The organism is Myxococcales bacterium (genome assembly GCA_022184915.1).
Classification (GTDB): domain Bacteria; phylum Myxococcota_A; class Polyangia; order Fen-1088; family Fen-1088; genus JAGTJU01.
Genome location: JAGTJU010000003.1, coordinates 1 through 21,226, shown reverse-complemented (window position 1 = coordinate 21,226; position 21,226 = coordinate 1). Strand labels below are relative to the sequence as shown.

The window sequence follows — 21,226 nt, the reverse complement described above, 5'->3', positions numbered from 1 at the left end:
ACACGCGTTCACCTCCCCTAGGGTTGCGGCGCTCCCTGACTGAGGTGGGAAACATGCGAAACTCTTCTGCACAGCTGACGCTCGGCCTTCTCGTGACCGCCGTGGTCTTGACCGTCTCGACCATGACCGGTTGTAAACCCGACTACCCGAACTGCGACACCGATAAGGACTGCAAAGAAAGCGAGTTCTGCATCGAGCGCAAATGCCAGCAGTGCCGCAGCGCCAACGACTGCCAGCCAGGTTTCGAGTGTAACGAAGGCAAGTGCGATGCCATCGAGGGTTACTGCACCGACAAGGCGCAGTGCCCCACGGGTCAAGAGTGCATCGCGAACCGCTGCCGCGCCTGCGCCGACGATGGCGAGTGTCCGTCGGGCCTCATCTGCCTCGAAGGGCAGTGTGGGCAACCGCAATGCGCCTCCGACGACGATTGCCCCCAGGACAAGGACTGCGTGAAAGGTCGCTGTGTGGCCATGTCGACCGGCGCCAACGCGGGTCCGCCTTGTCCGCTCAGCCCTGTTTACTTCGCATTCGACGACGCCGGCCTTTCCAACGAGGCCAGCAACGCTCTGGCTCAAAACGCCCAGTGCCTGAAGAAGGCGGACCGCCCCGTGAGCCTCGTCGGCCATGCCGATCCTCGCGGCACGGACGAGTACAACTTGGCTCTGTCCGACCGCCGCGCGCGCTCCGTGAAGGACTACCTCGAGCGTCTCGGCATCGCCGGTGGCCGGCTCCGGCCCCTGCCACGTGGCTCGCTCGACGCCACCGGGAGCAATGAAGCAGGTTGGTCGCGCGACCGCCGCGTCGACCTCGAATGGCAGTGAGCTGAGGGGCGCGTGGGCAACGTGAACTCACGCATGGGCTCGTGCCGTCTTCCACGGCCGAGCCTCCCGCACGGGCGCCGCTGGACCTCCCTTTGGGTGGCTGGCTGCGCCCTTTTGTTCGTTTCGGGATGCGTGACCTCCAGCGAGGGGGCCGCGATGCGCTCCGCGACGGCGCGGCTCAAGGAGCGCATCGACGTCATGGACAAGCGCTACGCCGAAGCCAACATGGCCATGGATCGCATGCGTCAAGTCCTCGACGAGGCCACGGCCCTGCTTTCGCGCAACTCGGCGGACCTGGGCACGCAGGTCGAGCGCCAGGGGCAGGAGCTCAACCAACTGCACGGCAAGCTCGAAGAGCTCCGGTACTTGCTCGAACAGCTTCAGACCGCGGGGGGGCGCGTGGACGAGCGGCTTTCGCTGCTGGAGCAGAACCAGCAGAAGATCGTCGACAAGGTGGCTCCCGCGATGCCCGACGACAAGGACGCCCTGTGGGCAGGGGCCCAGGAGAAGCTGAAGGCGGCTGACCGGGCCGAGGCCCGCCGCTACCTGCGCGAGTTCGTCAAGCGATTCCCCCAGGACCCGCGGGGAGCCGCGGCCTACATCTTGGTGGGCAAGAGCTTCGCGGAAGAGGGCAAACACACCCAGGCTGCCGCCGAGTTCCAAAAGGTGTTGGAGGCCTACCCGAAGTCCTCCGAGATTCCCGAGGCGATGTTCCAACTGGGCTTGGCCTTCGTCGAGCTGAAGTTCTGTGGCGACGCGGAAGCCATTTTCCTCGATTTGGCCAAGCGCTACCGGCGCTCGCCGCGGGCACAAGACGCCCGCGAGCAAGCCAAGTCCTTGAAGAGCCTCGAAAAAGACAAGTCGCGCTGCACGAGCTGACCCCGAGAGGGAGCGCCGGGCGCCCGGGGGCGCAGCGCTGGGGCCGCGTCGAGCAACGGTCACCGTTCCGTCACAGAACTGTTGCCAGCTGATCGCGGGAACGCTACGGACCGCGCCTAACTTTGCCGACGCCGTTGGGGGCGTTCCCCGGCGCGCACTCGAGCCTCCGCGTTTCTCCCCCAACATGGACTTTTCGGCCATTACCTCCGCGGCTTCTTCCTCTCTGAAGCCCTCGTCTCGCCTCACGGGGCGCCGCGTGCTCGTGGTCGAGGACGAACCCGACCTGCGCGAGCTTCTGACCTACAACCTGCAGACCGCAGGCTACGAGGTGCGGGCGGCCGAAAGCGGTGAGCTAGGCCTGGAACTCTACGAGAGCTTCGAGCCGCACGTGATCCTGCTTGACCTCATGCTCACCGACCTTCAGGGCACGGAGGTGTGTCGTCGCATTCGCGCGCAAAAGCGCGAGGTGCAACCCGCCATCATCATGCTCACCGCCAAGGGCGACGAGATCGACCGTGTGGTGGGCTTCGAGGTCGGGGCGGACGACTACGTGGTCAAACCCTTCTCGATGCGCGAGCTGCTTTTGCGCGTCAACGCGATGTTCCGGGGCGCACGTTTGCCCACAGGCTCGCACCCTTCCGTCGACGGCAGCCTTCCGGCTCCGGTCCTGGGTCAGGGGCAAGGGAACGAAGAGGGCCGCGTGCGGCGCAAGCTGGTGGTGGGCACGCTGGAGGTGGACGTCGATGGACACCACGCCTTCGTCGAGGGTGTGGAGATTCACGTGAGCATCCTCGAGATGCGGCTTTTGATTTATCTGATGGAGTCACGCGGCCGCGTGCGCTCGCGAGAAGAGCTGCTTTCCGATGTCTGGGGCTACAAGCCCGGTGTGTCTACACGCACCGTAGACACCCACGTCAAGCGGCTGCGCGACAAGCTCGCAAGCGCCGGCAAACTGATCGAGACCGTGCGCGGCATGGGGTATCGGTTCGCCGAAGTGCCCCGCACCGAAACCATGTAGGGCCCACGGGGCTGTGGCCCTGCCGCCCGCCTGAGCGTAAACTCTAAGGCCTCGGGCGCGCCCCCCCCGCATGGTTTGCGGGGTGGAGGTGCTGCCCGCGCGCCCGCGCGCGCGAGCCCAGGAGGAAGTACCGATGGTGCGAGACAACCGGAAGATTGCGGTTTTCAGCGTCGTGATGACGTGTTTATCGCAAAGCTGTGGGGGCGGAGGGGCCAATGACGGCCCGAGCACGACCGACGGGGCGGGCGGCGGCAGCGCCGGCAGCGGGCCTGACCGCGGGGGCGCTTCGGGGGCCCCCGCCTCCTCGGGGGGCATGGCCGGCACGCCGGGCACGGCAGGGGCACCCGGTACGGGAGGGGCACCGGGCACGGCAGGGGCACCCGGTACGGCCGGCACACCGGGCACGGCAGGGACGCCCGGCACCGCTGGCACACCGGGGATGGCCGGAATGCCGGGCACCGCTGGCATGCCGGGCACGGGCATGGGAGGCGCACCGCCCCTCTCGGGACTCGCCACGCGGCCCAAGAACGAAAGCTGCTTGGCCCCCGCGCCGCCGGGCAACGACACCCAAATTGATCTCGTGCGTGTGTACGCGCAGCTGACGACGTCGATGCCGGTGGGTCTGTTTCAAGCGCCGGCAGATGCGGGCCATCTGTGGGTGATCGAAAAGGGCGGCCGCATCCTTCGCTTCAGCGCCAACGGCAACGGCAGCGATGCGAAGGTGGTGGGCACCGTGCCGGTCGCTGCCGGCGGCGAGGGGGGCCTGTTGGGGCTCGCGTTCCACCCCGACTTCCTCGCCACGGGAGAGCTGTTCCTGAGCTACACGATTTCGCGTGGTGGCCTCTTCAGCGAGATCGCCCGCGCGCAGTGGAATGGCACTTTGATTGATATCGACAACCGCAAACGGGTGCTCGAGTGGCCTCAGCCGCGCAACAACCACAACGGCGGCTGGATAGGGTTCGGGCGCGACGGATTTCTTTACGGCACCCTGGGAGACGGCGGCGTTCAGAACGACGGTGAGGACAACGCCCAGGACATCGAAGACCTCCTGGGAAGCGTATTGCGCATCGACGTGGATGGTGTGGCCACCTACGCGAACCCGCCCGACAATCCCTTCGTGGGCAAAGCGGGGCGCGACGAGATCTTTGCCTGGGGCTTCCGCAACCCCTGGCGGGCCAGCTTCGATCGCGGCACTGGCGAGCTCTTCGTGGGGGATGTGGGGCAGGGCGCGCGCGAAGAGGTGGCCCTGGTGCGCAAGGGAGAAAACCACGGCTGGCCGTGCAAGGAAGGCTTTCGCGACAACCGCACCACCGCCCCCGGCTGCAACGGGGGCTACACCGACCCCCTCCACGATTATCCCCAACAAGACGGGCGCAGCGTGATCGGAGGGTACGTGTACCGCGGCAGCGCGCTGCCCTCACTCAAGGGCGACTACCTGTTTGGCGATCACTACAGCCGTCAGATCCGTGTGCTGCGCCGGGCGAAGGGGTGGCAAAAGGAGGTGCTGGTGGCCACGACGCCGCTGTCCCGTCTCGCCGCCTTCGGCGAAGACAACGCGGGCGAGATCTACGCGGTGGACATGGACGGCGCGCTTTACAAGCTCAGCAACACCTCCGAGAGCCCGCAGGGCAACTTCCCGGCGCGGCTCAGCCAAACCGGCTGCATGAACAGCACAGACCCATCGAAGCCCGGGCCCGGGCTGATTCCCTACGAGCCTTCGGCCGCGCTGTGGTCGGACGGGGCCGCCAAGGAGCGCTGGCTTGCGATTCCCGATGGCACATCGATGACGGTGCAGCCCGATGGCGACTTCGAGTTCCCGAACCGCAGCATGCTCATCAAGCAGTTTCGCCGCGATGGCCGCTTGCTCGAGACCCGCTTCTTCATGAAACACGCGGATGGCACGTGGGGCGGCTACACGTACCGCTGGAACGATGAACAAACGGATGCTCTCCTGCTGCCGAGCGCGGGCAGCGTGGTGGTGAACGCCCGCACCTGGAACATCCCCAGCCGGGACGATTGCATGGTCTGCCACACGGCTGCGGCAGGGCGCGCGCTGGGCCTGGAAGTGGGGCAGCTGAACCACGACTTCACCTACGGCAGCGGCGGCTCGTCGCAAGTGGCGAACCAACTCGAGACGCTCGCGCGGATCGGTGTGCTCACGGGGCTTCCCGATTCACGGCCGCGCTATCCCTCGGTGGAGGAGGCGGGCGCGTCCGTTCCCGATCGGGCCCGGGCGTACCTTCACAGCAACTGCGCCAACTGTCACCGCCCCGGAGGCACGGGCCGCGGCAACCTGGATCTGCGGTTCTCCGTTCCGCTCGCCGAGATGAACGTCTGCAAGGCGCCCGAGTTTGGCGATCTGGACGTGGCGGGCGCGCGGCTCGTCGTTCCCGGGGCCGCGCAAAGCTCGGTCCTGTCCCTGCGTATGCACACCCTGGGCAACGCCCGCATGCCCGCCATCGGCTCGGTCATCGTGGACGACAAGGGCACCCAGGTGGTCGACGCCTGGATTGCCGGTTTGTCGAGCTGCCCGTAGACGGGCCTCTGTGCGGCGCAACGCCTGCGCCGATGTCACAGAACTGTCACCTGGATCTGCGTTCTGAGCGGCAGACTGGCGCCGCTCAGTTGAGGCGCTGGCATTTGTGCGTCGCGCTTTGGCGCGGGTACAGGTCTTGAGAGCTCATCGAGGTGACATGATCGATCCATCGGCAACGGCGAGGCGCTGGCTGCGCGCGTTTTTCTTGGGCCTCGTCATCCTCAGTGGGGGGCCCGCCTGGGCTGGTGACACGGCAGAGTCGTTGATCGCCGAGGGTGTCGAGCTCCGGCGCCTGGGCCAGGACGCCGAGGCGCTGTCCAAGTTCGAGAAAGCCTACACGCAGTCCTCCACGCCGCGCGCGGCCGCCCAGTGGGGCCTGTGCCTTCAGGCGCTGGGGCGCTGGAGCGAGGCGGAGGCGAGGCTCTCCGAGGCGCTGAAAGCGCGGGGCGACAGGTGGGTTCAGAAAAACCGCGAGGTGCTTCGCGATTCGCTGGAAGCCGTGAAGGCCAACGTGGCCCGCGTGGAGGTCAACGGCGGCCCGGACGGCGCGCTCGTGACCATCAACGGTCGCGAGGCGGGCACCATGCCCTTGCAGGACGCCGTGGTCGTGAACGCCGGCGCGGTTGACATCGAGGTGACCAAGGCGGGCTTTGCGCGCGGCTACCGCAGCTTGAGCTTGAGCGGCGGGCAGTACCAGCGGGTACTGATCCGTCTCGAGGAGTCCCTGGCGCCAAGCGCGCCCGTTGCCTCCGCGGCGGCGAACCCGCTGCCGACGACGCCCAGCGATGGATTCGAGTCCGTGTCGGCCCAGGAGACGCAGCTCAACGACGCGGAGCCTGCGGGGTCACCTGTGTACAAGAAGGCCTGGTTTTGGGGCGTCGTGGGCGCCGTGGTGGCGGCTTCCGTCGTGGCGGTGGCCTTGAGCGGCGGTGGCGGCACGACTCCGGGGCCCGAGGTTGACGACACGGGCACGTACAATCCGGGAGCACAGCCATGAAGACCTTCGGTCTCATCCAGACCTTCTTGCTTGCCGCCGCGGTAGGCCTCATCGGTTGCGCGAAAGACGCCGAGCCGCGCGCGTGCAACGCCAACACCCTGCTGGTGGAGTTCCAGTGTGGCCAGGACCTGGCAGCCGCGAACAAGTTGGCGTTCCGGCTGGCACGGGCGGATGAAGCCGGCGTCGATTTCGAGACCCCGCTGGCGTGCCCGGGACAAAGACGCTTCGAGGTGAAGATTCCCGACTATGCGGCGGGGCAGACCTTCGCCGTGAGCGCCACGCCCTTGGCCGATGCGGCGCCCGTGGGTGAGGCAAACCAACTTGCGGGTGTCGCCCTGGAAAGCGGATGCACGCGCGTGGTGTTCCCGCTTCGCATGGCGGGAGGCGTCGTCATGCCCGAGATCGACGCGATGGTGAGCGAGACCCCCATGGATGCAGGGGCTGTCGAAGAGAGGCTCGACGCTTCGACGGAGCGGGGCGACAAGGACAAAGGCGCCGCCTGCGGTGCGGCCAGCGAATGCCAAAGCGGGTTCTGCGCCGATGGCGTCTGTTGTGAGTCGGCGTGCACGGGCGCGTGCCAAGCCTGCAACCTTCAGGGAAGCATGGGCAGCTGCCTGCCCACGCCCGCGGGCCAAGCGCCGGGGGAAATGAAGTCCTGCCAAGTGGATCCCGCCTCGTCCTGCGGCTTCGATGGCACCTGCGATGGGGCAGGGGCTTGCCGCAAACATCCCGACGGCACCCTGTGTGCCGAGGGCACTTGCGATCGCACCGGCTCACGCGACCGCAAGGTCTGTTCGGCCGGCAGCTGCAGCGCCGAGAAGAACCTGGTTTGCGGAAGCTTCCTCTGCGATCCCGCCAAAGTTGCCTGCTTTGACGAATGCGAGACAGACGCACAGTGCGATACGGGCAAGGCCTGCAAGCTCGATCCCGAGACAAACAGGAAAAGCTGCGGCAAAAAGCTCATCGGCGCGGCCTGTAAGGTGGGCGGCGAGTGCGAAACGGGATTCTGCGCGGACGAGGTCTGTTGCAACCAGGATTGCAAGGGCGCCTGCCTCAGCTGCAACCAACTCAACAAGGTGGGCGAGTGCTTGCCTGTTCCCGCGGGTGCGGACGACACGAGAAACATCTGCAAGGCCACGGCTGCGGGGATGTGCGGAGAAACGGGGAAGTGCGACGGCAAGGGTGTCTGCGCCAAGTTTGCGAAGGGCACGGTGTGTGCGGGCGCGACGTGTGCGGGCAACGACGGCATTCCGGCGAGCGAGTGCGATGGAAACGGGTCGTGCGTACCCGGTAAGCCGGTTGCCTGCGCGCCCAACGTCTGTCGGGGTAATGCGTGCCTGGACAAGTGCACGACCGACGCCGACTGCACGGGCGGCGCCGTCTGCACGAACAACAGTTGTGGTCTCAAGCCCCTGGGCGGTACCTGCAAAAACGGGGGTGAGTGCGCTTCGGGGCAGTGTGTGGACGAGGTCTGTTGCGAAAGCGCCTGTACCGGGACGTGCCAGTACTGCGCGTTTCCCACGAGCCGCGGCAAGTGCACGGAGGTGCCTGCCGGCAGCGACGATCCAAGGGACGTGTGCAAGGCAAAGGACCCCAATACCTGCAAGGAAAACGGTCGATGCAACGGCAACGGGGCGTGCCAGCTTTTTGCCGAGGCCACGCCGTGTTCCGAACAAAGCTGCAACTCGACCTCGAACATGCTGGTTTACGCGCGTCAGTGTGATGGTTTGGGAACCTGCAAGAAGGTCAAGGAAGACACGTCCTGTGCACCTCATACCTGCAGCGGCAACGCGTGCGCCGATTCCTGTTCGCGAGACGATCAGTGCGTGGCACCCAATTCGTGCGTCAGCTCTCTATGCGGCAAGCGCAAGCCGGGCCAGCTGTGCAGCAACAACGATCAGTGTGCGTCTGGAATCTGCACGGGCGAGGGCGTGTGCTGCACGACGGCGTGCTCCGGCACCTGTAAGTCTTGCAAGGTGGCAGGCAAGGAGGGCACGTGCTCGGATGTGCCGAGTGGTCAGGATCCTCTCAACCAGTGCGAGGCCAAAACGAGCTCGACCTGCGGCACCACGGGCGTCTGTGACGGAGCCGGCAAGTGTGCCGTTTACGATAGCGGGGTGATCTGCGCGGGGGCCACGTGCTCGGGCGATAAGTCCAAAGAGATCGGCGCTTCAACGTGTGACGGCGCGGGCAAGTGCGCGACGCCGGCCGGAAACACGTGCGCAAACGACTTGGTTTGTGGTGGCTCATCATGCAAGGCCAGCTGTGCGGAGGATGCAGACTGCCGCAACGGGAAGAAGTGCAACGCACGGACGAAGCAATGTGCGCTTGCGAACGGCAGTGGATGTGCCAACAACGCCGCCTGTGGCTCGGACAAGTGCGTCGATGGGTACTGCTGCAACGCGGACTGCAGCGGGGCCTGCGAGTCGTGTGCTGCCAAGGACAGCGGCGGCACGAACGGCGTGTGCACGGCCCTGCCGAGCGGCGCCAGCGACGCGGCCTGCCCGGGGGCGTCCTGTAGCGCCGACAAAAAAACAGCCACGCCCGCGTCCACGTGCGACGGGGCCCGCAAGTGCACGACACCGACGGTCAAACCGTGCGGTGAGTTCACCTGCAACAACGGCACATGCCTTGAAACGTGCACCAAGGATGCGGACTGCCTCGACGCCAACAAAACGTGCGTGGGTACCCAGTGCAAGAAGAAGCTGGGCGTTGCTTGCGCGGCCGCGGGCGAGTGTGGGTCTGGTTTCTGCGCGCCGGACGGGGTGTGTTGCAACAATGCGTGTACGGGGGCCTGCCAGGCCTGCGGAACAGGGACGTGCGAGCCTTTGAGTGGGTCATTCCCCAGCGAATGTGCGCCCTCAGCCTGCGGTTTCACCGGCCAATGTGTGTCCGGGGTATGCCAATCGGTGGCGAACGGGACGTCTTGTGGGTCAGCAACCTGCAAGGACGGCGCGAGCCAGACGGCCGCGCCCACGTGCTCGAATGGCCAATGCGTGACCCCGATGGCCACCCCCTGCACACCCGGTACGTGCAAAGGCTCAGCCTGCTCGAACGCCTGCAGTGCAGACAACGGCTGCGCTTCCGGGGCGTACTGTGACAGCGGGGGGGTATGCAGGGCCAAGAAGGCGCAGGGTGCGAGCTGCGGCCGGGTGGGGGAATGCCAAACCGGAAACTGCGCCGCCGGCATTTGCTGTAATTCGACTTGCTCGGGTGCTTGCCAGATCTGCTCAACGGGAACCTGCAGTAACGTCAGTGGAGCACAGGGCCAGGGTTGTACCGAGTTCCAAAGGGTATGCTCAAGTGGCAGCTGCGTTTGCGCTTCCGGGCGCAAAGACTGCAACGGCCTTACCTCTGACGGCTGTGAGTGTTACGAAGCGACGCGCACAGTGGAACTCCGTGTAACCGGACGCGTGATTGACCAGTCCCGTTGCAAGCTGACCTGCATCGGGAACGGCAACGCATGCCTCGTGGAGGGGAACATGGGACACCCCCAGTACAAGTCGTGCAGCATCGCTTGCAACATAGGGAGCTCGTATTCCATTTGCTGTAGTAACGGAAACAGCCCTTGCGGCGGCAGTTTCGTGACGCCGTGGCCTACAACGGGGGCGGTGAGGTCGCTCGATGACATCGGGCAACATACGACGACACCCAGTGTTGCAACCCACGCCTGCCAGTTGGCGCCCGACTACCACCTAGAGTGTTCGGGCACGGTACCGGACTTCGACTTCAACGCTCGGGTCGTCTGGGTGGACTGAGTCTGGCCACCGCGGTACCGCTGGCGTGCGCTCTTGTGGAGCGCGTGGTTTCGATTGGCGCTTTTTGGGCCCACGTTCGGGGGTAACTGAAGGCTGCTTGCGGGTGTAGGGAACGGTGCACATAGAGCTCGTCGTTCTGTTGCAGAACTGTTGCTTTTCTGTCTCCAAACGGGGGAACTCGGCCACTACCCTGCCGGCCAACCTCCCCCGGGGGCTCGGACCTCGTCCCATACCAACTACACCCGAACGCCCATGCCGCCCCAAAACAAGAGCCGTGCCAACCCGCTTCGTGGCCAGCCTACCGATGATCAAGAAGCCAAGCTCCCGACCCAAGCCACGGATCCATCCCCTTTAACGCGGTCGCGGACGGGCCTTGCGCTGAACCCGCGCAGGTTCATGAGCGTTGTGCCAGTTGCGCTACTCATGGTTGCCCTGCCCGCGTTGGCTCAGGAACCCACGGCTGAGCCTGAAGCGTCCAGCGTGCCCGAGGAAAGCGCTGCGCCAGCGCCGACACCCGAAGCCGCTCCGGTCGAGGCAGGGGCCGCTCAGCCTCCCACCACGACGGGTTCGGGTGATACTCAACCAAAAGCGGGCCCCTCGGCCGGCTTGCTCCAGCTTCCTCAGCAGGCCCCCAAGGATTGGGGGACCCTTCACGTCGTGGTGTTCATCGGGCGGAGGAGCACCCCGGCTCTGGGCGTCATGGCTCGCATTGGCGAGACACGTGCTGTAACGAACGAAGACGGCGCGGCTGGGTTTTCTGGTCCAGGCGGAATTCACAATCTCTACTTGCTCGTGCCGAGAGGACTGGTTCCTGGAGCGCCTGGTTCGAGCCCAGCTGTCGAGGTGAAGATCTCCGAGGTGCCGGTGGTTCCCTTCGAGACCACCGAACTCATCGTAACGCTCAGCGAGTCGGGAGCCGTGACCAACCAGCTTCTCGAAGTGGCCAAGAAGTCGCAAACCAGCCAGGACGAGGAGGACTCGTTCGAGAAGCGCAAAGCTACGAATCCGGCTGGACTTCTGGAAGGGCTCTTGTTGTCACTCGATACAAAGAAGCCTGTAGCGCGCGCGCGCGTGTTCGTGCGAGGTGCCCCTGTGGAGGCTGAGAGCGATGCCCAGGGTCGCTTCCGGATCGAGTTGCCCGCAGGCGAGTACGCGCTGTCCATCATTCACACGCAATACTCGACCCAAACTGTAGATGGCATCGTCGTGCCAGCGAAGGGCAAGGTCGAGGTTCCGATCGAGCTTTCGCCATCTTCAGTCGAGCTTGACGAGTTCGTGGTTACTGCCCCCCACGTCGAGGGCACTGTGGCCTCGGTCATGGACGAGCGGCGGGATACGTCGAATGTCGCCGACGTCCTTGGAGCCGAGCAGATGAGCGCAGCGGGCGACAGCAGCGCCGCTTCCGCTCTGACACGCGTCACGGGCGTCACTCTGGTAGGAGGAAAATACATTTACATTCGTGGTCTAGGGGAGAGGTACTCAAGTACTTTGCTCAATGGTGCAGACCTGCCCAGCCCGGATCCGAGCCGCAAAGTGATTCCCCTCGATCTCTTTCCCACTAGCGTTCTAGGCAGCGTGGTGGTCCAGAAGACGTACTCCCCTGACATGCCGGGTGACTTCTCGGGCGGTGTGGTTCAGTTGCGGACACGGGGCGTTCCCGAGAAGTTTCACTTTTCTCTGGGCCTGAGCACCGGCGCCAACAGCGTGACCACCTTTCAGAGCGGGAATACGCACCGTGGCGGCGGGAGAGATTGGCTTGGCTACGACGATGGAACTCGATCGGTGCCCGGCGAATGGCTCAGGCTCACCGAGGGGGGCACGAAGACAGCCTCCCTGAGCCACATCACGCCACGCTCAGCCCGGCCCTCAGCCCAAGACAAGGTTGGGCTCTTCGAGCACAACTACTCCGCCCAGCAAGTTACGATGCCGCTCGATCTCGGAGTCAACGCTGAGATCGGAGACCGTTTGACGTTCTCCAATGGAGCCAAGGTGGGGATACAGCTGGCCGGCCAGTACGACAATGGGTGGATGTTCCGCGGCGAAGATCGAGGGCAGATCACCATCGACACGGTCACGGGCGGATTTCGACGGGACTTTCCAACTGCTATTCGCCAAACAACGCAGGACGTGAGCATGGCCTCGGTCGGCTCCGTGAGCGCTGAGTTTGGCAAAAACCACCGGCTCGAATCCACCACTCTCCTGACGCGCAAGACGGCCAAGAATTCCTCACTTGACCGCAGTATCACGAACGACTCTGGTGAGCGCGAAAAGACGACGCTGAGTTGGAACGAACAACAGCTGTTCGCCCAGCAACTTCGAGGTGAACACGAGTTTGAGCGACTCGCCCGTCTCAAACTGTCGTGGATGGCGAACTATTCCACAGCGTCACGTGACGAGCCCGACACCAGAGAATATTCATACGTGCGCGATACCCCGACGGCTGAGGTTCCGAATCCAACGTTTCGCTACCTGGTAGCCTCCGGTCCATTGCGGAGAAACTACGAAACTCTCATGGACGAGTCGCTCGTCTACGGATTTGACCTGAAGCTTCCAGTCTCACTTGGTGCCAAAAGCGAGCTTCTCCTGTCCAGTGGGGGCCTTTTTTCTCGAGTGGATCGGGATGCGCGCGTACTCCGATACCGGTTCGTCGCTGACGGACTCTCAGATGAAGAACGAGCCCTGCCACTCGATCAGATTTTCTCCCCGGAAAGAGTCGCAAGCGGACGTCTCGATATCCAAGACGAATTCCTTCCAACAGACGCCTACACGGCAAAGACCCGCACAAGCGCAGGATACCTGATGGGCGAGTTCATTCGCGAGAAGTGGCTTCGCTTTCAGGGTGGCGTTCGTGTCGAGAGCGCGCTGGTGAGTGCCACGACGCGCCCTTTCGTGATCGTCAACCCCATGCAAGTTCCTGAGGTCACAGGGGCGATTGAACAAACCAACATACTCCCAGCCGGTACTCTCACGCTGAACACGACGGAGCACTCCCAGTTGCGCATTGCGGTTAGTCAAACGGTCAATAGGCCGCAGCTGCGAGAGCTCTCCCCGGCGAAGTTCATCGATCCAGAGACTCGCATTCCTTACATCGGCAATGAGAACCTGAGACAGGCCGATGTGACCAACTATGACGCACGATTCGAGTGGTACGCCAGCGCCACAGAGATGATCTCCTTCGCGCTGTTCCGCAAAGATTTCACCAATCCGATAGAGATAACAATCCTTCCATCGGGCGAGCCAGGAGACAACAACCTCCGTCGCTTCACCAACATTCCTTCTGCACGCAACTACGGTGCTGAGATGGATTTTCGCTATGAGCTCGATCGGAACGTTGATGCACTCGAGGGCTACTTTCTTGCTGGCAACCTGACGCTGATCAGGTCCGAGGTCGAAATACCTGAGGCAGACAAGGCGGGTTCTACGAATCTGCGTCGGCCCATGCAGGGACAGAGCCCTTGGATCGCGAATCTCCAGCTGGGCTATTCGGACCCGGAAGAGGGCCGCTTTGAGTTTTTGGTCGCGTTCAACATGCTCGGTGAACGCATCGTGGAAGTGGGGCAGTCCGGCATACCGGATGCGTACGAACAGCCGGTTCCGCTCGTAGATTTCACGGCTTCTTACGCGTTCACGGAACGCCTCCGTCTAAAAATAAAGGGGCGGAACTTAATGGACCCACTTTTTCAGGTCGAGCAAGCGGGACTTTCACAGCGGGCCTACCGTCGAGGCCGAAGCGTGGCGGTATCTCTTTCCTATGAGTTTTGAGTGCATGTTGACTCCCCTGGATGTCACCGACCTGTCGCAGTCATGACACCTCGATGAAATGAGGTCTCGTTATGAAGGGACCCGGTTAAAACAACCGGTCTGAACGAACAACTCGAATGGATGAGGAGCAAGCTTTATGAGCTTAAATCGAAGTATCGGAAGGCTACTGGCCACTGGATTGACTTGCGGCGTTATGTTGACCGCGGGCTGTGACGACGACGACACCACCACGCCGAACCCTGCCGACGGCTCCGTCATGATGGACGGTTCCGCGGGTGGTTCCGACGGCGGCATCGTCGACGGTGGACCGGACGGAAGCGCTGTCGATGCCGGCGGGGGCGATACCGGCCCCGTGGCAATGGCTTGCCCAGCGGCTGCCGAGGCGGCGCCTGCCGTTCCGAACGTAGCTGGTTTTCCGGCCAAGACGGTGGCCCCCTGGTCCACCGCAGACTGGTTTGCGGGCGCTGCGGCAATGCCTGCCCTGAATAACCAGCTGCGCCCCTTGGGGCTTACGTCGACGAACGGCGTATGTTCCGCGACAACCCCCTACCTCGGGCCCGTAGCTCATTTCCAGTTCACACCACCGGCACTCTGGGATACGAACGTGCCTCTCCCGAACTACATCGTTCCCACCAACTACGTGGGTGCGTTTGACCCGTCCAATGTGGCAAGCCGCTGGACCGACGGATGGACCGTTGGCATCAATGGCAACAAGGCCGTTTGGGACTTTCCGGCTGGCCAGGGCACTCTCGCTGCCGCGACGGCACCGGTTGCGAATGGCACGTGTCCGCCTGGCACATTCCTGCTCGTGGCCAACGACCCCGCAGCAAGCAAGTTCTCGGCGGAGTTCGGCGCGTTGAGTGCTGACGAAGCGGGATTGTTCGCGGGCGCTGCCGCCGCTGGCGACTATGATATCTGCGTTCTTCCTGGGCAGTTCGGAACGGCGGGGACCGTAACTCTGACGAACGACAACGTCTACAAGCTGCCCTCTGGGTCGCCCGTCTTGGTGGGAACCGGCGACGATGTTAACGCCGCGAACGATGTGGCCGTTACGCTTGTCATCGAGCCTGGAACCCTTATCTATGGCGAGCCAAATACATCTTTGGTCATCACCCGTGGCTCGAAGATCATGGCGAACGGGACCAAAGAGAACCCCATCGTCATGACCTCAGACGCCCAGCTAACAGCTCGGTTCGATGGTAACCCGGCAACTGACCCGATGGGCATCCGCCAGCGTTGGGGTGGTCTCGTCGTTATCGGTAAGGCCCGCGACAACCGTTGCCGTGGGAACTTCGTTGCCTGCAACGCACCGCTCGAAGGCCTTCCGAACGTGTTCGGCGGCGGAGATAACGACGCCGACGACAGCGGGGTGATTCAGTACGTGGTTTCTCGTAACGGCGGTTCAGCGGTCGAGCTTGATAAGGAGATCAATGGAATTACGCTCTACGCCGTGGGCTCGGGTACCCGTGTGAACTACGTGCAGACGCACCTGAATTCCGACGACGGAATCGAGTTCTTTGGCTCCACGGTCTCTGTCGCTCACGTCGCCGTTACAGACAACGCTGACGATGCTTTCGACTGGGGCCACGGCTTCCGCGGCGCCGCGCAGTTCGTCTTCATTCGCTCTGCGAACGACGCCGCTGACCGCGCCATCGAGGCCGATAACGACAACTCCTCGCCCGCCGAGGTGCCCGTCTCCTTTCCACTCCTTGCCAACTTCACCGCTATCGGTCCGACGGATCCAGCGTTCGTTTCGGAGAGCGAGAAGCGCGGTGGCGGTTTCCTCTTCCGACGGGGAACGAAGGTCCAGGTCTGGAACACGCTCGTGCAGGGAGCATCGACTCACTGCGTGAACATCGACGACGACGGGAAGTCTGACACCTACAACCACGTTCCGGCTCCAGGGACCAATCCTGGCGCGAACCTGGTGATGCGGAACACGATCCTCGACTGCGCCATGGCCAAAGCCTTCGCAATCGAGTAGTCGACAGTGCGAACGTAACCTGGGCCGTCCGCTTCACAGCGGGCGGCCTTTTTTTTGGTGCGCCCAGCATGGGCGCTGTCTTGTTGGTGAAAGTCCGACCGAAAGGAGGTCATCCCGATCGAAGCGAACCGCAACTGCGGAAGGGCGACCGACCGTGGGAAGGAAGCGGGGAGCGAAACCGCGGGCCGATGCACAAGAACCGGATGGCAGGCGACGCCGAGCGGGGCGAGCGGGCCGATGACCGCGAAGCTTCGATGACCAAGGCTCAGGTGGCGTAAATCCGGCGGTCGCGCGGTGAAGGACAGCGTTCTTTCTTGGAGAGATCTCGCGTCATACCTCGAAGACCGAGGGCGAATGCGAGAGCGAAAAGTCGGCAAAGGCCCGTAGTAACCATGGGGACGTGGCGAAGGGCCGATGAGTCTCGGAAGCGAGCTGCTGAAGCGCCGAGAGACCCCGGCATCAAGGAATCGCTCCCGGTGCCGAACGAAAGCGAACGCCAAGGGGCGAGCGACCTGATAGAACGCGTTGGCAAGCGCGCTCGGAACATGCAGGCCGCCCGCAGGCGATCGAAGGACCCGGGCCACAAGCTTCCCCGGCCGCTGATACTCTCTACCGGGGCGAGCGCGGGTGCGTGCCCGCAGTCAGACGACGCCAGCGTCTCCTGCTCAGAAACACTCCCAGCCGGCTTCGTTGCAGGACGCCATCGCCTTGCGAAGCTGCGTCGCCTTCTCGAAGAGCTGAGGGTCGCGGAGCAGCTTGAGCTGGCGCTCGGCGTTCGGGAAATCGCCCGAGCTATAGTAGGCGTAGGCCAGGGCGTAGCGAACGTTCTCGTCTTGCAGCAGGCCCAGGCGCGAAAGACGCGGCTCCATGGCCGTGATCGCGTCGAAATCTTCCTGGTTCAGCAGGATGCCCAGACGCTGCTTGATCTTGACCTCTTGGTCGGCCACACCGCCGTTGAGCCACGCTGCCAACTCGAGCCGGCCCGCCTTGCGGTACATCTCGGCGGCATCCGCCCGGTACTTCTCATCCAGGCGAGACGCCTGCTCGAACAGGATCGCCGCGCTCACGGGGCGCTCGGCTTCCATGTACGCGTGGGCCAGCTGAGCCGTCAGCAAAGCCTCTTCCGGGAAACGCAGCCGGGCCTGTTCCAGGATCAACCGGGCCTTTTCGTACTCCCGCCCCCGCTTGAGAGCCTCGCCCACCGCCACGAAGTCATCTGCCCCCGCGCCAGGGCGCGCCAGGTACGCCAGCCCCTCGTCCACCGCCATCTGAAAGAGACCCATCTCGATGAGGTAGAACACCTTCATCCGAGACAGCTTCTCCTCATTGGGGAACACCCCCAGCCCCTTGTCCAGGGCTGCCAGCGTCTTGGCAGGCTCTTGCAGCTGCCAGTGGGCGTTCGCCCGCATGGCAAACACCTCGGGCTTGTTCGTGAGCTCCGTGCCTGCCTTGTCGAGCGAAGACAGCGCGTTCTTGTAGTCCTTGAGGCCGAAATAGGCCTGCGCCAGGAAGAGGTGAACCACCTTCTCCGTCTGCCCCGCCTTCACGGAGCTCAGGAACGAATCCCGCGCGGCCGCCAGATCGTCCTGCTTCAGCTTCACGAGACCCATGAGCAAGTGAAAGCGCGGCAGATCCACGCCTTCCTGCTTCAGGTCCACCTGCTTTAGCAAAGCCTCGGCCCGATCGTAGTGATCGTCCTTGAGCATGCGCGCTGCCAGCGCGATGTGGTCGACCTGTTCTTCTTCCGTGGCCTTCTTCTTTTTCTTGGCGAAGGCCAGGTCGGCAGAGCCCACCATGAACGTGCCCCCGGCAACCGTCGAGCCCAGGAGCAACAGATGAACGAGGCGACGAATCTTCATGGCTTATTGCAACTTGTAGCGAATGGTCTGCTTGACCCACATCGAAACGGGGCTTGCCTGGTACTGCCCGGGACGGAACTCCCAGCGGGCCAGCGCCGCCTTGGCCGAATCCTCGAAGATCCCGGCGGGATCGGCGTTCAGGATGCGCATCTGCTGGATCGAACCCTCGGCGCTTACCAGCACGTTCAAGGTCACGTAGCCCTCGATGCCCTTCTGACGAGCCTTCGAGGGATACTCCGGAGGTACCCGTGCCACGGGCTGTGCCGGAGAATCCACCGAGTCCTCGGTCATCACCATGTCTTTGGTGGCGCTTCCCAACATCGACTCGCTCGCGATCGTGGAAAGGTCGGCCTCGAACGTCGGCAAGCCAAAGCTGACGCCGGCGATCTGTGTGCCGATGTTCGGAACCGGGGCCGCTGCGTGGGAGGCCGACCGAGCCTGGCGCCTTTGTTGGCTAGGCTTGGGCTCCCGCGACTTTGGAGGCGGCGGCTTCTTGTCGACCGAAAAGGCCGTGACCTGCTCGGAGCTATCCCGCTTGGGGGGCTCGGAGTACAGGTTCATCGCTAGAACGCCCCCGAACACCAGGCCGCTGCCGACAACCATCGTGCCGCCCGCGAAAAGATGCCGCTTGATGCTCATGTCCGTTCTCCGTTAGCCGTGGCCGCTGCGGTCAGCCTGCTTCTTTCTCAGTGGCTACACCCACGTCCGTGGCACCTGCCAAACGGCATTGATCCACCACTTCCACCAAGCGCTCCGAGGGCACGCGGCGATCCACGACGACCAACACGGACTGAGACCCACCCGTTTCCATGAACTCGCGCACCCGGCTCTGTACCATCCACACCCGAACCGGCCTGCCATCAATGAACACGTCGCCTTGATTGTCGATCTGCACGCGAAGGGACTTCGTCGAAGCGGTGGTCGCTGTCGCGGCGCCAGGACGTTGGATGTCGATCTTCATGTCCTTCACGAAGGTCGTCGAGACCATGAAGAAAATGAGGAGGATGAACACCATGTCGATGAGAGGCGCTAAATCGATGTCGGCGGAGGCGCTTGGTTTGTGACGGCGTCGCATGATGAAGTCCTATGGGTCTCGGTTCAGGCGGTGGGCTTTTCGTTAGGGTCGGGAGTCGCGTCCGGGTCGGGAGCGTAGCGATGACAGAGGATGTCTTTGATTTTCGCCAGCTCGTCTGACAGGGCCACTTGTCGGCGCTCGAGGAGCTTGCCTGCGATCACCCCTGGGACCGCCACGGAGAGCCCCATCTGGGTGGTGAATAGGGCCTGCGCGATACCGCCAGCGATACCGCCCGATTGGGAGAACAAGCTCATGTCGCCGAGTGAGTTGAAGGTTTCAATCATACCCGTGACCGTTCCCAGAAGCCCTGCGAGCGGGGCGGCCCCAACGATGGACCGTACGAGCACGCGTCCCTGATCCATCTCGTGCTCGAGTTCGGCGAAGCCGTCGTCGAGAAGGCGTCGAAGGTCGGTTCGGCTCTTTCTCACGATGGCCACGCCGATCGCTGCGGCTCGATCGACAACTCCGCGCGGAGGTCCTCGCCGATCGGTCAGATAGGCATCGATGAGCTGGCGCGCGTCACGATGACTGCCGCGCCGGAGCGTGTAGACCCGCATGCCGAGCGTGTACCAGAGCATGAGGGTGGCCACGGCAAGAGGTCCCATGACCTCGATGCCACCCCGTTCCAGGTAGTCGAGCAGAAGCTCGATGTACTCGTTGGGGCTCACGATACGGGCGCCGCTTCAGGGCGGGCAGAGGGTTGGCCGGCCTTGGGGCGGATGGCCGACAGACGGATGTCGCGAACCTGAACGCCGTTGGCCACGTTCCCGATCCGCAGAGCGCCCTTCTCCATGTCGTTCTTGATGCGCTCGGCCCAACCGTTGAGCAGATTGCCGAGCACCAAGGCGGGAATGGCCACGATGAGACCAAACTCGGTGGTGATGAGCGCCTCCGAGATGCCGCCCGAGAGCAGCTTCGGGTTGCCCGTGCCGAACTCAGTGATGATGTCGAAGGTCGCGATCATGCCGGTCACCGTGCCGAGCAGACCCAGCAGGGGGCCCACGGCGGCACAGACGAGAATGATGGCGCCGAAGCGGTCAAGCGTGGCCTCTTCGCGAATGACGGCTTCCGAAATCGCGTCATCCAGCTGCTCACGGGGGCGCTTGATGTTCTCGAGCGTGACCTTGAGAACCCGTCCGGGGGCATTGCGGGCCTTGCGGGCGATCTCGAGCGACTCTTGAATTTCACCCTGCGCGACGAGCGGCGCCAGGCGTTCGACGAGGTGCTCGGTGTTGGTAGCCGAGCGGGCCAGGATGATGGCGCGAACGATTGCGAGCAGGATGACCGCCACGCCAAGTCCCAGCAGCACCCAGGCGATGACGCCACCGGCCTGCGCAGTCTGGAGGAGCGTTTTGCCCTTCTTCGGCTCCACGCTGTTTTCAAGCGAATCGTAGAGGAAAACAGGCAGGGGATTCGGCGGGCTGCCGCTCAGCAAGGCACGGGCGGCTTCCGCCCCGTTGGGTACGGACCAGATCTTGAGGCGTCCTTCGCCCGCGGGCGCCAGGGGACCTGCGCCCTGCGCAGACACGCCGTAGCTGGCGATGCGGCCCAGCATGACCACGTCGCCTTCGAGCTTGGTGCCATCGGGGCCGAAGAAGGCGCCCTTGACGGTGCGCACCTCAGCCTGCTCGCCCAGGAGATCGGTGGCCTTGGCGAAGGCGAAGTCCACCTGCGAGATGCGTGCGGCTTCGGCTTTGGCTTTATCTTGGGTCTCCTCCACCTCGGGCAGCTTGATGCCGCCCTTCTCGAGGCGGCTCGAGGCCTGGTTCAGCGTGGCGTCGACGATGCTCGAACCTTCGTCGATCACGTCCACCTTGCGTTCGGCATCGGCGAGGCGCTGACCGAGCTGGTCGGCCTGGACCGAGAGCGACAGGCTCTGGTTCTGCAGCCGCTCGATCTCCTGCTTGGCCGCGCGGACCTTGGCGGCCGCATCTTGCTCGAGCTTACCCAGCCGCTGCTGGAGGCTGGTCTTTTCAGCTTCGAGAAACGCGAACTCGCGCTTGTAGGCCTCCTCGAGCGAGCCGCTCGCCTTGGGCTTCGCAGCCGGGGCGGGCGCCGGCGCCGCTTGCGCGGCGGGAGCTTTTTGGGGTGCGGGGGCTTGCTGTGCCGCCGCGCTCATCGAGAACGCGAAGGCCGACACGCCGAGCAAAACGGACAAACGCCGGGGGAAATTCATTGTTTGGCTCCTTGCGAAAGCGCGAGCGGCACCTCGAAGTAGCCCACGCGAATCTGTTTCTTGAAGCTTTCGAAGAGGCCCTCCACCTGTTCGGCGGCCTTGGCGCCCTCGAGACGCTGGTACTTCCAGTCATCGCCCTGGCGGGTCACGTAGCCGTACGTGCCGTCACCGGTCTTGAAGTACATGGACACCATGCCCAGCCGCACCACGTCGGCCAGCTGCTCCTGCCCTTCCACGCTCACCGTCTGGCGGAACACGCCGCTCTCGGACGTCAGGCGGAACTCGTCTTCCATGAAGGCCCACAGCCGCGCCAGCGCGCGGTCGGGGGTGAGCAAACCGGCCTTGTACTGCTCGTCGATCT

14 protein-coding genes are annotated in these 21,226 nt (G+C 63.9%); 8 read left to right on the top strand and 6 right to left on the bottom strand.

All coding sequences use genetic code 11. The annotated features are described in order from the left end of the window. The first annotated feature begins 53 nt into the window (after positions 1-53). The 8 genes from KA712_11615 (at position 54) to KA712_11580 (ending at position 15,755) form a co-directional block, all read left to right on the top strand. Positions 54-821 carry an OmpA family protein gene (locus tag KA712_11615; GenBank protein ID MCG5053599.1) on the top strand — a complete coding sequence of 256 codons (768 nt, stop codon included), beginning with the start codon at positions 54-56 and terminating at the stop codon, positions 819-821. A 156-nt stretch (positions 822-977) separates the two neighbouring features. Next, positions 978-1,700 carry a tetratricopeptide repeat protein gene (locus KA712_11610; GenBank protein MCG5053598.1) on the top strand — a complete coding sequence of 241 codons (723 nt, stop codon included), beginning with the start codon at positions 978-980 and terminating at the stop codon, positions 1,698-1,700. 184 nt (positions 1,701-1,884) lie between these two features. Beyond that, entirely contained in the window at positions 1,885-2,718 is an 834-nt protein-coding gene (locus KA712_11605) for a response regulator transcription factor (GenBank protein ID MCG5053597.1), read from the top strand. Between the two features lie 133 nt (positions 2,719-2,851). After that, positions 2,852-5,254, top strand: a complete 2,403-nt coding sequence (locus KA712_11600; GenBank protein ID MCG5053596.1) for a PQQ-dependent sugar dehydrogenase — start codon at positions 2,852-2,854, stop codon at positions 5,252-5,254. A gap of 157 nt (positions 5,255-5,411) precedes the next feature. Beyond that, a complete protein-coding gene (locus tag KA712_11595) occupies positions 5,412-6,251 on the top strand; it encodes a PEGA domain-containing protein (protein MCG5053595.1) in 840 nt (279 codons plus the stop codon). Next, positions 6,248-10,009: a hypothetical protein gene (locus KA712_11590; protein ID MCG5053594.1), complete on the top strand. Its 3,762-nt coding sequence runs from the start codon at positions 6,248-6,250 to the stop codon at positions 10,007-10,009. The genes KA712_11595 and KA712_11590 overlap by 4 nt, the downstream gene beginning before the upstream one ends. A gap of 252 nt (positions 10,010-10,261) precedes the next feature. Then, positions 10,262-13,771 carry a TonB-dependent receptor gene (locus KA712_11585; GenBank protein ID MCG5053593.1) on the top strand — a complete coding sequence of 1,170 codons (3,510 nt, stop codon included), beginning with the start codon at positions 10,262-10,264 and terminating at the stop codon, positions 13,769-13,771. A gap of 604 nt (positions 13,772-14,375) precedes the next feature. Continuing rightward, positions 14,376-15,755: a hypothetical protein gene (locus KA712_11580; GenBank protein ID MCG5053592.1), complete on the top strand. Its 1,380-nt coding sequence runs from the start codon at positions 14,376-14,378 to the stop codon at positions 15,753-15,755. Between the two features lie 665 nt (positions 15,756-16,420). Here KA712_11580 and KA712_11575 read toward each other — a convergent pair. The 6 genes from KA712_11575 to KA712_11550 form a co-directional block, all read right to left on the bottom strand. Then, positions 16,421-17,614: a hypothetical protein gene (locus KA712_11575; protein MCG5053591.1), complete on the bottom strand. Its 1,194-nt coding sequence runs from the start codon at positions 17,612-17,614 to the stop codon at positions 16,421-16,423. Positions 17,615-17,617: 3 nt separating this feature from the next. Then, positions 17,618-18,253, bottom strand: coding sequence for a TonB family protein (locus KA712_11570; GenBank protein ID MCG5053590.1), 636 nt, complete (start codon positions 18,251-18,253; stop codon positions 17,618-17,620). A gap of 31 nt (positions 18,254-18,284) precedes the next feature. Beyond that, positions 18,285-18,689 carry a biopolymer transporter ExbD gene (locus KA712_11565; protein MCG5053589.1) on the bottom strand — a complete coding sequence of 135 codons (405 nt, stop codon included), beginning with the start codon at positions 18,687-18,689 and terminating at the stop codon, positions 18,285-18,287. A 23-nt stretch (positions 18,690-18,712) separates the two neighbouring features. Beyond that, positions 18,713-19,357, bottom strand: a complete 645-nt coding sequence (locus KA712_11560) for a MotA/TolQ/ExbB proton channel family protein (GenBank protein ID MCG5053588.1) — start codon at positions 19,355-19,357, stop codon at positions 18,713-18,715. Then, the gene (locus KA712_11555) at positions 19,354-20,865 is read right to left on the bottom strand and encodes a MotA/TolQ/ExbB proton channel family protein (GenBank protein ID MCG5053587.1); all 1,512 of its coding nucleotides are present in this window, start codon (positions 20,863-20,865) and stop codon (positions 19,354-19,356) included. The genes KA712_11560 and KA712_11555 overlap by 4 nt, the downstream gene beginning before the upstream one ends. Further along, a partial coding sequence (locus KA712_11550) for a DUF3450 domain-containing protein (GenBank protein MCG5053586.1) occupies positions 20,862-21,226 on the bottom strand: 365 nt, incomplete at its 5' end. The genes KA712_11555 and KA712_11550, both read right to left, overlap by 4 nt.